We start from the raw sequence: 12,647 nt of genomic DNA, 5'->3' as shown, positions 1-12,647 counted from the left end.
TGAGCAGAGAAGGACAAAACGAGCATGGGTGAGCTAGTAAGCTCCTTCTCGACCCAACACAACTTTCAGCGTTTTCAGAATGATCAGCAGGTCATACCCCACATTCCACCGTTCTTGGTACCTCAAATCCAAGTCTACAACCTGCTCAAAATCTTTAATCTTAGAGCGACCGCTCACCTGCCACTCTCCAGTTAATCCAGGTTTGACTTCTAAGCGTCGCCAATGCCGATTGTTGTAATGAGCGACTTCATCTAACGTGGGGGGGCGAGTTCCAACTAAGCTCATCTCTCCCATCAGCACATTCCAAAGCTGTGGCAGCTCATCTAAGCTCGTTCGGCGCAAAAAACGTCCTACTTTTGTAATTCTGGGATCGTTTTCGTTTTTGAAGAGGAGATTACTTCCTTCGTTTTTAATCTGGTGTTTTAGGACTTCGGCATTGTCCACCATGGATCGAAACTTGCGGATCTCGAAGGTTCGCCCGCCCAATCCACAACGCGTTTGCTTGTAAAAGATTGTGCCAGGACTATCGAGCTTGATCGCGATCGCAATCGGAACAAAGAGGATGGATAGCATCAGTAGCCCAACTAAGCTTCCTAGGACATCAATACTCCGCTTCAGCCCGGATTGTGTGGAGGGATGAAACGTGATGGAGCGGGGGAGCGTTAAGTCGGGAGACAACTGAATAGACTGTAATTCAGACGCTTCGGGGAAGTTCATTTCTGCTTTTCCTTTTTCAATGGTGCAGTAGTTCGCAGGTGATGCAGGAATGGCAATTAGCTGCGCCCATACTGAGGAGCACAATATCTACGCTGTAAGCTGAGAGGATGAGGCTTGTGAGGGGTTTAAAGCAAGATTTAAACGGGTTCTGACAAAGCTTGATCCTTGAGATAAGCAGGTTGGACAGAGATCGCCATGTGCTTCATCTTCGGTGTAGACAACTACCCTGGCGAGGATAGGTTGAAAAAGGTTAGAGCAGATCACACAGGTCTGCCGAGTCGGACGGGAACACACGTGTTCGATTTGCAATTGCATATAGGATGACAAGTCAATCAAGAGAGTATTTTGGACATTCTTCTGAGGGTTCCAATCCAGATCCTCAGTAATTTAGCTGAGTGAATTGCTGGTTTATGAAGCCGAAAAGGGCGACATCAGGTTGAATGCAAGTTTTTGCAAATTTGTCTAGTGGAATAACACTGAAAATCTGCAGCACCCTTAATTTCTATCATGTATATCTATTGAGAGCAATAGCTGTTGCTGGGAATGTGCGATTACATAGGATCTTTTTACATTCAAGTCAGTTTCGTGAAGTTGAACACACAGAGAACTGCGATCGACAGTAGTTCGAGTATCGATCGCAGTTGTATGAAAGCTAAAAAAATGAGGAGCAGTGGGACAGATCAGCAGTGATCTACCCATCAGATTTATCGCTTGAAGACGACTAGGGAGATCAACATCTATCACCCCGAGGGATCGCGCTGATTACAGCGCGATCGCGCTCGGATGCATCACCGGAATGTCCTCTGCTTTTGCCATTTGCCGAGCATGTTGTGAGATTGTGAGCACTGTAAAATTATCAGTTAAGACCCGAATAATTTTGCTCATCATTGCTACTTTCTTATAGCTCGGCAGATTCATTGCTGGAAAGAAAGCGAGTTCCGGCAAATCATCACAGCCCATGAAATCTAAAGGATGCAGCAAGATGGAAGGCTGGACTCGAAACAATTTACAAAGCGCGATCGCGCATCGGAAATACAACATTGCCAGCATCGGAGAAAACACGCCCAGATACAGAATATAGCTAGCATGAATTGGAACCTTAAACACAGGCATTGTCGTGACTGGAAGCTCGACTAAACTGCCCGCATCCATTCTCAAGCGATACGGCTTGAGCGGGCGCAATCCATCTTGAAATTTCCCAAACAGTTGCTTGCGCTTTTCGAGTTCTTCTTTACTGAGCTTACTGGTCATAAAATAGTAAGCTCGTGCCAACGGCCCTAAGAAGGTTGGAAACGTTGAAGCATCACAGAGATATCCTCGTCTCGCGAGCACTTGCAGCACAGTTCGAGACAAGCTAAAGCCAGGACCTCGAAAACAGATAGGACGCTGTCCGGTCGCCTGCTCGATGTGCCGTTCTGCGATCGCGAGTTCTGTATTAATCTGCTCTTCGGTGTACAGATGCAACCAAGGTTCATGCAGAAACGAATGGTTTCCAACTTCATGACCGTGATCGGCGATCGCTTTTAATGCTGCTGTGTTTTTTTCTAGCGCAGCATCCTGTCCAACAATGAAGAACGTAATTTTCAGATCCCGCTGATCCAAAAACTCCAGTACTCGCGGGATCAGAAGATTTAAATAGGATGGAAAAGACTCCCAGCCCTCATCTCCGTGAGTTTTCATGTAAGACCATTGATTATCCAGATCAAGCGATAAGCTCGCGATCGGTTTTCTACGCTGTTTCATAGGGTTCACACTAATTCAAGTTCGCTGCAAGTTGACGCATTTTCGAGGTTGTGCGCCAGTAGATGTCCTCCATGAGTAAATGGGCGAATTCTCCATTGCGCCCAATACTGTAGAGTCCTGAAATCCCTGTGGAGTGGGCGAGTCGCTGACGATGCTCCTCATACTGGCTCAAGAAAACTGGATAAGCGATCGGAGTTTTCAACACCCGACAGCCAAAATATCGCTGCCGCGCATCTGGAATGATTTCACGCAAATGTTCGATACAGCGCTCTCCCAATTCTTCGTCTGACATCTGCCAAATCTCATCGCCGATTTCACAGCCGATATCTGCGGTGATCAGTGTTTTTCCTTCAGGAGCGAGCCACGGCATGGATAAAGGTGTCTCGGTTAAGCGAAAGAAGAAATAGTCGCGTTCTGGAGTCCAAACGACTGTATCAGAGAGCAAGCCACGACCATGCAAGCGCAAATTCACAAAAACCATCGGACGGTACTTGAAGCTCGATAGAGGCTTGACCGCATCCGAGCCTTGAACCAGTTTGGCTAAAATATGACAAGGTGCCGTACTAATCACAGCAGAAGCAGGCTGCTCTATCCCTTTGACTCGAACTCCGACTGCTTGCTCATTCTCAACGAGAATTGCTTCTACTGGAGACTCAAGCTGAATGCAATCTTGAAGATCTTCGGCTAGCTTTTGACACAATAAGCCGAGTCCACCTTTAGGATAAACGTGCCAAACATGCGGATTTTCAGGCATGTCATGGCTGTATCCATTGGTGACAGCGCGCTGAGTGAAGCGAGCCATCAGCTTATGGACGATGCTCTGAGCAATTCCGGCTTGCAGCTTATCGCCAACAGACGTTGCTAAATCTTCAGCCGCAGCGCCTGACCAAGCTTCAGTTAATGGAATCGCGACTTCATTGGCTAAAGTTTGACCATACTCAGCACGATACCATTCGGCTGCATTTTTCGGCTGATGCCGCTTCAATTTGCTGGCGATCCCGCTGGCAACATAGCGAGGATTTTGCAGTAAACCAAATGGATATGTGTAGTTACGACCTTTGAGGTAGACAGTTTCGCCATAGTAGCGCACGTTTCGGCACAGCGCACCTACGCCGATCGCGGCAGCGAGTCGATTGGTGACAAAATGTGCGCCAAAGTCATAAGTAAAACCATCGGGATCGTGAAAGCTGCCTGCTAGTCCAGCAATCTGCTTGCCTGCCTCATAGAGTTTCACAGGAATGTTGTGTTGTCGAAGTGCCCAAGCGGCAGTCAAACCAGCTAGCCCACCGCCGACGATCACGACAGGTTTAATTTCAGTGTTCATAAGGTTCAGGGAGGAATTAAATCAGCTTATCAAGGCTTTCTCAACACGGCTCTCAGCAAAGCTCCATGACCCATCCGTTGATGAATCATGTCGAAAATCGTAAACACACCGAGCGAGAGGGTAGATTGCAAGCTGAATTGATTGATGAGCCATTTGGGTGCGTTCCAATCGACGAGCGCATTCCGAATCGAATAGACCCAATTGACTGGCGACACGATCGTGGTCATCTGAGCGACTTCGAGATCAACTTTCTGCGCCAGCATTCTTAAATTGGTTGAATTAAACAAATTCCAGTGTCGCGGAAAATGATAGCCGCCCCAGTGGCGGGCTTTTGAGAGTTTGAAATCCAATGTATCGGTGTTGTCGGTCACAATGACAATTCGACCGCCCGGCTTGAGGAGCGATCGCACAGCAGCGAGCACTTCAGCGGGATGATCGACATGCTCGATCGTGGCGATCATGAAAGCTAAATCATAGCTATTTTTGGGCAAGTCTAAGTCCTGAACCATGCCTGAATGAATCTCCAGTCCTTCATTCATTCCTGCTTTGACTGCGAGATCGCTCGGTTCAATTCCTTCAAGCCTCCAAGTGGGCTGTCCAAAATCACGCAGTAAGCGTAGATGAAAGCCATCCCCACAGCCGACATCAATGATTCGAGCATCTTTGCCTAGTCCTTTGCAAGCTGACAGCAATCGCTTTGCTTCTAATCGCTGCCGCACCCGGTAGACAAAGCCAAATCGCTCAGCCGAGAATTCATACGCATGATAGTCACGCGGGTAAATGCGATCGAGTTCGCTGATGTCAGGGCGCGGATTGAGATAGACCAATCCACAGCCACGACACTGCACAGCTAGAAACGTATCGGGGCTAGTACGATACTCGAAATCTTCTCCAACTGCTACAGCACTTGCATCATCGACATCGCAAATACAGCACTTCACCCGTGTCATCGCGAGGGGAGCAGTTCCATCAGCACGGCAGGGCGCGCCATAAGGTTGAGGAAAGGTATCAGATAAATCTTTCATGATCTATAAGAGAGCTATTGAACTGAAGAAAGGAGCGCTTGCGGGGCTTCTCAATGATCGATCGTGGCTATCATCTTGCACGCAATTTTATGAGAATTGACGACCTGTAAGCTTGAGGTGAAACGACCGACTTAGGAAGCCGAAGATTTGAAATGCAGACCTGAGCGTTTTGCAATGAGCAATTTCTGAATTCGTCGATTAAACAAAGCGAACCAAGCCATTAGTAGACCTCCAGCGCCAAAGCTCAGAACAATGCCAATCCGTTCTTGAGGCAGGGTTTCTAGCTGCACCGCGATCGTATGTTGACCCGGCGGAACCTTAATTTGTAGCAGTCCCTCTGGAGAGGGCTGTATTGGGAGAGAAAGAGAGTTAGTTTTAGCGATCCAAGCTGGATAGTAGAACTGTCTCAGCGTCAACCATTGTTCAGTTTCTAAACTGGTTTGTAAAGTTAGAAACCTGGGTTTCCAGATCGAAGCATTGACTCGATCTTGTGCTTCGATCGTCACCGCAGAGCCAAATTTCTCATCAATTAGTTTTCGCAGATTATCTGTTGTATAAAGCGATGCAGGAACCCATTTTGGGCGATGTAAGACGGCATCTCGCTGAATCTCAAGCTCTGATTTTAGATTGAGAATAGGATAGAGCGATCGTTTCATGACTACGCTGCTAGAAAAGAGCAATACGATCGTTAACAACAGACTGATTGTGGCGAGTTTAGAACTGACAAGGCGCGTCCAGTATAGAACAAATGTTGTTGCGATCGTACACAAAGTCACAATCACAATGAGCAGTACTTTGTTTGCTGCAGTCCAAGTGAAGAACATTTCTCGTACAGGCAGCAAACTTAGAAATGCTAATCCTGCGCCAATTCCAAGAAGGAGCACCGCACTTAAAATTGTTTTGAGGTTCAGTCGAGCAGGCTGAACAGAGGTCGCTGCCAATCCAACTAAAGCCGTTGTCGCAAGCGTCAAAATTGTATTAAATCGCCAAGGGGCTTCGATGATCTGTAGCGGTGGGATTAATTGCCAGACCCAGTTACTTTGAGGGAGGCACATCCAGCATGAAACCAGCGCGATCGCGATCCAAAACAAGCTAGAATGCCGTGTCGAATTCAGCCGATTTGCGATGAAGAATGTCGTCGCTGCCAGCACAAGCATCAGAACACTTGAGATTCCTAGAAATGAAATCACGCCCTGGAAATTCTGCCGAATGCTCTCTGCAAATAAGAAGTTTGTTGTGTAGTCGTAAAACTCGTACTGAGTCGGATCAGCCTTAAGGATAATGAAATCTTTGGTTGTCATCGCTGGAAACCAGTAGATTGCAGCTAATCCGACTGCCAAGATAAAGGCGATGCTGAAAGCGATCGCAATTTTGACTCGCTGCTTTCCGTACCAAAGCAGATAAAGAAATGGGACAGGTGAGAAAATCAGAAAAGTGGGCAAATGCGTCATGATCAAGAGCGCTTGCGCGATCGTGAATCCAATCGCTGCTTTTTTCTGACCCTGAGCCAATTTATGCGTGAAATATAGAATCAACGGTAGCCAGACAAAGCTCCAAAATTCTGCATAAGCAAATCGAACATACAGATCGACTGCTAAATGATAAGGTGCAATCACATAAAAAATTGCTGCAATGAACGCGGCTCTAGCTGGAACCAAACACTGCAACCACAGATAAGCCGTGATCCCCGATGCAGCGAGTCCCAGTAATGCGCCAAAGCTCAACTGATGCCACCCTAGCGGATCAGCCATCCAGACCAATGGACGCAGTAAGCTTGTGAAATAGTAGGGCACTGGGCTATAAAAGAAAAAAGTTGGACTGCCTAATCCTCCATTCAAATTGAGCAACCAACGGGGATATAGTTCTCCAGACCAGAATTGATCCGAAAACTGTTTTGCCCAACGCAGATGAAATGCAGGTAAGTCATGGGCATCGTACACGCCGTAAAACAGCATCGGCAGCATGACTAAAAGCGCGATCGCGACGATCGCCAAGCGATGGATTTGAGTCATCGATTGAGATTGCTTTGCAAGCACAGGCGTTGTTTTCATTGCAACTTTCGGTGTGAGGATTAGGCTCGAACGGCATCGATTGCGAACTGTCGAGAGCGGGTGAGCAATTCCACGGCAGATTTTTCAGCTAGCAGCACTGTCTCATTCACATTCAAGGTTCCATTCGGAATATGAGCAGAGTTAATGATGTGTACGCCTGGAACAGAAGTATGCATCGGCGGTAACTTTTCCGAATAGTTCAAGGTTGAAATCGCAAAGACCTGCCGCACACGCGAGACTCGGAAAGCTACCACATCATTGCGATCGAACTTTGGATACATCAAGACCAGCGTTTGAATAAACTCTTCTTGAATCTCTTCATCTGTTAATCCAAATGCGGGATCATTGCTAGAGACATACTTCGGTAAGTAAACGAGCGATCGCTGATCAAATTCTGAGCGATCGACAAGAGCGGACATTTCAATGACGCCTGTAAACGGAACCCAGGTATCTGTAATATTCGTGACGTAGTAAGATGCTAAGGGCTTTTTCAGCAACAGGGACGCACAGATAATGCCTTGATACTCAACGTTTCTGAGTAAGTCGTATTCCATCGCAGAAAGCCCTTTGCAGACTTGAGCCGCGATCGGAGATGCCATCGTCAGCACCACTTCATCGAAGTGTTCTGTCTGTCCGTTGGTAAATTCAAGTTGGACTTGTCCTTGCTTGCGAATCACTTGGCTCACTCGATGTCCAACTTTCAGCTCAACATTGTGTTCTGAAAGCACTTCAACGAATCGAGAGAGCAATCGTGCATATCCGCCTGGCAGATAGCCGAACATTTCTTTTTTCAAGCCTGTTCGTCGCGCGGCATACATGCGAGCAATGATCGCCCAAATGAATGAAGCAGAAGCAATGTGATAATTTTCACCGAGCTTCGATCGCAGAAGCGGCAACCAAATTTTTTCAAATGTGCGATCGCCCGATAGTTTTCTCAACCAAGTTGCGACGGGAATCTTTTCTAGTTTTTTCCAGTTTTTGACCTTTGAGGCATACCAGATCGTGAAGCCTAATCGCAACTTATCGATGAATCGTAATGCTGGAAAGCTCAGAAATTCCAGCGTATTCGACATCGAATAGAGCTTGCCATCGGTGAAGAATCCTGTTTTGGTTTCGACCCATTGCATGTCTTGTTCTAAGCCTAGCTCTGTCAGTAGCGATCGAACATGAGTATCCGAGAGCAATGTGACATGATAGTGCCGATCCCAAAGGATGTTGCCTAATCGCCAAGCACTTGCCAGCCCACCAAATTGATGAGCACTTTCGTATAAAGTAACTTGCTTACCTTGCTGAGCGAGACGGAGTGCGAGGGTCATGCCGAGGATGCCACCGCCTACGATCGCCCATCGTTGTGATGAAACTGACATGAGTATCTTGGGTAGGTGAATGAATGTGGGGAGTGGGGAGTGGGGAGAACTAAGGTGTCAATTCTTCAACGACCCCTTCGCGAATTGCATACTGAAGTCCACAGGTCGGACAATCAATATCTGCGTGAAACGTCTTAAGATCGGCTGGGAAGCGCGTCAATAGCTGACCGCATCGGCACACAGCGCCTACTGAGCGAGCAGGATGTCCGATCGCTAAATGGAAATCTGGAACGGATTTTGTGACTAGCGATCCCATACCAACCATTGCGAACCGTCCGATCGACAAATCATTTCCGATCGTGCAATTTGCTCCGATCGTGGCTCCTGCTTTCACAAGGGTTGGTAAAGTATGCTCATCTGGATCAGAGGGACGCAGGTGTTTGAGATCAGAGGTCGTCGCTCTGGGAAAACGGTCATTGGTGAACACCGTTCCTGCACTAATCATCACTCCATCTTCGATCGTGACTGCATTGCAGATATACACAAAGGCATTGATCTTGACGCGATCGCCAATCTTCACACCATAAGCAATATAGGTTTTTTCACCAATGATGCATTCTTCGCCAATCTCAGTGTCAAAGCGAATATGAACATTGTCCCAGACTGAACTCCGCGCTCCGATCGAAACATTCGCTTCCACGATCGCCGTTGGATGAATACGCACAGAAGGGCTACTAGAATTGATTTGCAGATTCATAGACTCGTTCTAGATTTTTAAACTAAATCCACGCACAGTAGGCTCGATAGTCTCGGTTAAACTTTGTTCAACCCGCAGGTTTGAAATTCACTCTCTTTGCGGGTTGAACAGCCAAACCCCAACCCTTACGATGCGCTAGCAAACGCTTTATCGCCATTGGTCGGCGCAGTCGCGAAGCCTAGCACCTTCAGCGAGTCGTAAGATACACCTGTCCACTGAGTTTGATTCATCGACTTGTAAGCCGCTTCGATCACTTCTACAGACGCAATACTGTCTTGCGGAGTGATCAACAAAGCTTCTTGTCCCAAAATCGCTTTCGAGAAGTTCTCGATTTGGCTCGTAAATGCTTGAACCTTGTCGTATCCGTTGCCAAACTTGATCCACTCAGGACTAGAAGATTGACGATACTTCGACTCTTTCCAACCGATCGAAATCGTTCCTTGAGAACCGTAGATCCGAATGTAGCTATCCAACTCTTTGTTGATACTCCAGGACAGATCCACGTTACCCACAACGCCGCTCGCACTCTTCGCAAAGATTCTCACGGTATCTTCTACATCCAAGCTCTGAATGCGTTTTCCTTCGATCACCTGGACTTCAGCTAGAGCGCCCAAGAAGTAGCGCATAATATCGATCGAGTGGGTTCCGTTATCAATTAACACGCCCCCGCCACTAATCGCAGGCTTCGAGTTCCAACGCGAGGACATATCCACCCGCGAAGTAAACGCATTCTCAAACAAAACAATCTCGCCTAAAACGCCCGACATGACTAAGCTCTTTGCCCGGATCACATCTTCGACATAGCGGAACTTCGATGCCATCGTCAAAATTACGCCGTTGCGCGCCGCAGTATCGACCATCTCGATCGCACTGTTCACATCAACACTCAGCGGCTTCTCACACAGCACATGAATCTTGCGATCTAAGAAGTAGACGGAAATATCCCGGTGCGTCACAGGAGGTGTACAGATAATCACTGCATCGAGTTCCAAGCTTTCCGCCATCGTCTGATAGCTATCAAAGCTCTGGCAGTTCAATCGTTCTGCAAGTGCCTGTGCTGCCTCGGGTCGAACATCAACAACGGCGACGAGTTGCGCGATCGTAGATTTTTCAAACGCCTGTGCATAAGCCTGTGCAATTCCACCTGCTCCAATCAATCCAAACTTCAGCTTCTCAGTCATGACATTTCCTCTTCACAGCTACTGATGTGTATTGATCCGTGGCAAATTTGATTCACCACGGTTCCAATGGCTCTACCGCGTACTTTTCTCGGATGATCTAAGCTAACGACTCATGAATTGCATTCGCAATGTAGTCAATATGCTCGTCGGTATAAGCCTCATTCCAGGGCAGTACTAGTACTGCTTCTAAGCCTGCAAATGTTCCCGGAAACTTCTCAGGGCTATAATCCACCGCCTCAGGACGTGCCAAAGTAAACGGAAAGCGCGAATTCCCAAACGTCCGCTGTTGCTCAAAAATCATGCACTGAAACGCAGGTTTCTGAATGTATCGAGGAGCTGAGAAAATTCCACGCTCTTTGAGTTTCTTCGCTAAACCGACTGCACCATCTGGCACGACCTTGCTATCGACCCGCAAGCAGTACTTCCAGAACACATGCGTATTGCGCTCATCGCAGTAGGGTGTTTCAATTCCTGCCAAGCCTTGCAGCTTTTGTGTCATCTTCTTCGCTGCAATTCGCCGATGTTCCACACAGCCCCAAAGCTTCGACAACTGTGCGACTGCAACTGCGCCTTGAAGTTCACACATCCGCCCATTCAAGGCAATGAAATAGTGATCAGGATTCGGATCGCCATAGCCAAATGCTTTATTGATAAACAAGAACATTCGACGTGCTAGAGCATCATCGTTCGTGGTGACAATTCCACCTTCACCTGTCGTGATGTGCTTACCTTGCTGCAAACTAAAGCAACCAATCTTACCAATGGTTCCTACAGGCTTGTCAGCATGAGTGGCGAGAAAAGCTTGGGCACAATCTTCGATCACAGGAATGCCACGAGACTCTGCTAATTCCATGATCGCAGTCATGTCACAAGGATTCCCAAACAAGTGCGTCACAATAATTGCTTTCGTGCGATCGCTGATGCATTTCTCGATCGTTTCAGCCGTGACGTTCCAAGTTTGCGGATCAACATCTGCAAAGACCGGAATCGCACCTTGATACAGAATGGGGGTCAAAGCACCCATATCCGTGATTGAAGTCGTGATAATCTCATCACCTGGCTCTGGATCAATTGCTGCGATCGCAGTATGGACTGCGCCTGAACCGGAAGAGCAGGCATAAGCATACTTCACGCCTAGCATCTCTGCAAACCGCTTTTCTAGCGTTTTAACAAAGGTTCCTTTCGTACTTGTCAATGTTCCGCTGCGAATTGCTTCCGACACCAATGCAATTTCTTCTTCGCCTAATGTCCGACCGCTCGCTTCTTGGTCAGAGGGTAGGACTAAACGAGTTTGTTGTTTCGGTGCTTGTACCATGTGTTTTTCTCCTGTACTGCAAGCAATTCCACGGACTCAGCACAAAGCTGAGAAGGCTTTCTACACAAGCCTTGGAACTGCAAATATTTTCAAAACTCTACTGTTCGGAATTGCGCTTATAAATCGCGGTATTGAGATAGAAAAGCTCTTCAAAATAGCTCTTATTCTGTACCGATACAATGCCTAAACTAAAAAGCTGAATTGCCAGCATTAACGTCGTTCCACCAATAAAAAAGGTGTGTGGAGCATGGGTGAATGCTAATGCCACTGCTTCCGTCGCATCTGGGAAACGAGTCTGTTGCGCTAAGCGCTGATATTGCGTGAAGCAATGAATCAGTACCCAAGCATTGGCATAAAGCGACATCAGAAAAAAGAGCAAGCTTGGGGCGATAAAAAATATCACAGGGCGCAGTAGAAAGCCTGAGAAAAAGATTTCCCACGTATGCCGAAGCAACTTAGCACTCGAACTCAGGCTCGATTTGCGCTGCTGCTGTTTTGGCTGGCTTTTCTGCGTTCTCCAATTCAAATGAGCGGGAATCTCTTCTACTTTTGTTCCAAGTAAAAAGGCTTTGTGAATCAATTCAGGATTGATTTCCATGCCATTTGAGCGCAGATTCAGCGATCGCAGAAATTCCGCATCATAAACCCGAACCATTCCAGTCAACGTCGATAAGTTGCGCTTCGCTGCGATCGATAAAAATCGATTTGCCCACACACTTAACTCACGCCGTAACCAAGGGACATTTGAAACTCGTCCTCCACTCATATAAGGTGAAGCAACGACAACACCAGCTTGAGTGTCCTGAATCTTTTTCAGCAGCAAGCCGATATGCTCAGGACAATAGCTCAGATCCAGATCAACGACGACGACATAGTCCCCTTTTGCGCCGCTAAACCCGGTCTTTAATGCTTGTCCGAGTCCTCGATTGACGCGATGATGAAGCACTCGGACATTTGAGTGGGTGCGGGCAAATTCTTGAGCTAACCGACCCGTTTCATCGCGACTGCCATCATTCACAATCACAATTTCCCAGTCATACTCCGACTCTAGCGATCGCATGTAGTCGCAGAGAAAAGACAGGTTATCTTGCAGAATCAGTGCTTCATTAAATGCGGGAGCAATCAATGAAACGAGTGGCTTTTGATCGGATGAAGGCACAATCGAATATGGGCTGTGCCGAGTCGATCGCACAGGTGAAAATTGTTCTTGCATTGGAACACACCTAT

10 protein-coding genes are annotated in these 12,647 nt (G+C 47.3%); all 10 read right to left on the bottom strand.

The window, feature by feature from the left end; translation table 11 throughout:
• Positions 1-33: 33 nt before the first annotated feature.
• The 10 genes from ACMUEV_RS12315 to ACMUEV_RS12270 all read right to left on the bottom strand — a co-directional run bounded on the left by ACMUEV_RS12315 (position 34) and on the right by ACMUEV_RS12270 (position 12,633).
• On the bottom strand, positions 34-717 hold the full coding sequence (locus ACMUEV_RS12315) for a sugar transferase (RefSeq protein WP_081614748.1): 684 nt from the start codon (positions 715-717) through the stop codon (positions 34-36).
• Between the two features lie 762 nt (positions 718-1,479).
• The gene (locus ACMUEV_RS12310; RefSeq protein WP_190652016.1) at positions 1,480-2,460 is read right to left on the bottom strand and encodes a polysaccharide deacetylase family protein; all 981 of its coding nucleotides are present in this window, start codon (positions 2,458-2,460) and stop codon (positions 1,480-1,482) included.
• Between the two features lie 10 nt (positions 2,461-2,470).
• A complete protein-coding gene (locus ACMUEV_RS12305; protein WP_190652017.1) occupies positions 2,471-3,784 on the bottom strand; it encodes a protoporphyrinogen/coproporphyrinogen oxidase in 1,314 nt (437 codons plus the stop codon).
• A gap of 29 nt (positions 3,785-3,813) precedes the next feature.
• Positions 3,814-4,809 (bottom strand): class I SAM-dependent methyltransferase, encoded by a 996-nt coding sequence (locus ACMUEV_RS12300; RefSeq protein ID WP_017288808.1) that lies wholly within the window; start codon positions 4,807-4,809, stop codon positions 3,814-3,816.
• Positions 4,810-4,940: 131 nt separating this feature from the next.
• On the bottom strand, positions 4,941-6,860 hold the full coding sequence (locus tag ACMUEV_RS12295) for a hypothetical protein (protein WP_190652018.1): 1,920 nt from the start codon (positions 6,858-6,860) through the stop codon (positions 4,941-4,943).
• Positions 6,861-6,880: 20 nt separating this feature from the next.
• Entirely contained in the window at positions 6,881-8,227 is a 1,347-nt protein-coding gene (locus ACMUEV_RS12290; RefSeq protein WP_190652019.1) for an NAD(P)/FAD-dependent oxidoreductase, read from the bottom strand.
• A gap of 49 nt (positions 8,228-8,276) precedes the next feature.
• Complete coding sequence (locus tag ACMUEV_RS12285; protein WP_190652020.1) at positions 8,277-8,924, bottom strand: acyltransferase; 648 nt, start codon at positions 8,922-8,924, stop codon at positions 8,277-8,279.
• A gap of 125 nt (positions 8,925-9,049) precedes the next feature.
• The gene (locus ACMUEV_RS12280; RefSeq protein ID WP_017288812.1) at positions 9,050-10,105 is read right to left on the bottom strand and encodes a Gfo/Idh/MocA family protein; all 1,056 of its coding nucleotides are present in this window, start codon (positions 10,103-10,105) and stop codon (positions 9,050-9,052) included.
• Between the two features lie 97 nt (positions 10,106-10,202).
• A complete protein-coding gene (locus tag ACMUEV_RS12275; RefSeq protein WP_017288813.1) occupies positions 10,203-11,420 on the bottom strand; it encodes a DegT/DnrJ/EryC1/StrS family aminotransferase in 1,218 nt (405 codons plus the stop codon).
• Between the two features lie 97 nt (positions 11,421-11,517).
• Complete coding sequence (locus ACMUEV_RS12270) at positions 11,518-12,633, bottom strand: glycosyltransferase family 2 protein (RefSeq protein WP_242044524.1); 1,116 nt, start codon at positions 12,631-12,633, stop codon at positions 11,518-11,520.
• Between the last annotated feature and the right edge of the window lie 14 nt (positions 12,634-12,647).

It is taken from the genome of Leptolyngbya sp. FACHB-1624 (assembly GCF_047649235.1).
Classification (GTDB): Bacteria; Cyanobacteriota; Cyanobacteriia; order Leptolyngbyales; family Leptolyngbyaceae; genus Leptolyngbya; species Leptolyngbya boryana.
The sequence above is the reverse complement of the archived record's forward strand: the minus strand, read 5'-3'. Positions and strand labels throughout refer to the sequence as shown.

What these genes read in the sequence shown, in the direction of transcription:
- ACMUEV_RS12315 (WP_081614748.1), bottom strand. Translation starts at nt 717, where the DNA reads ATGAACTTCCCCGAAGCGTCTGAATTACAGTCTATTCAGTTGTCTCCC.
- ACMUEV_RS12310 (WP_190652016.1), bottom strand. Translation starts at nt 2,460, where the DNA reads ATGAAACAGCGTAGAAAACCGATCGCGAGCTTATCGCTTGATCTGGAT.
- ACMUEV_RS12305 (WP_190652017.1), bottom strand. Translation starts at nt 3,784, where the DNA reads ATGAACACTGAAATTAAACCTGTCGTGATCGTCGGCGGTGGGCTAGCT.
- ACMUEV_RS12300 (WP_017288808.1), bottom strand. Translation starts at nt 4,809, where the DNA reads ATGAAAGATTTATCTGATACCTTTCCTCAACCTTATGGCGCGCCCTGC.
- ACMUEV_RS12295 (WP_190652018.1), bottom strand. Translation starts at nt 6,860, where the DNA reads ATGAAAACAACGCCTGTGCTTGCAAAGCAATCTCAATCGATGACTCAA.
- ACMUEV_RS12290 (WP_190652019.1), bottom strand. Translation starts at nt 8,227, where the DNA reads ATGTCAGTTTCATCACAACGATGGGCGATCGTAGGCGGTGGCATCCTC.
- ACMUEV_RS12285 (WP_190652020.1), bottom strand. Translation starts at nt 8,924, where the DNA reads ATGAATCTGCAAATCAATTCTAGTAGCCCTTCTGTGCGTATTCATCCA.
- ACMUEV_RS12280 (WP_017288812.1), bottom strand. Translation starts at nt 10,105, where the DNA reads ATGACTGAGAAGCTGAAGTTTGGATTGATTGGAGCAGGTGGAATTGCA.
- ACMUEV_RS12275 (WP_017288813.1), bottom strand. Translation starts at nt 11,420, where the DNA reads ATGGTACAAGCACCGAAACAACAAACTCGTTTAGTCCTACCCTCTGAC.
- ACMUEV_RS12270 (WP_242044524.1), bottom strand. Translation starts at nt 12,633, where the DNA reads ATGCAAGAACAATTTTCACCTGTGCGATCGACTCGGCACAGCCCATAT.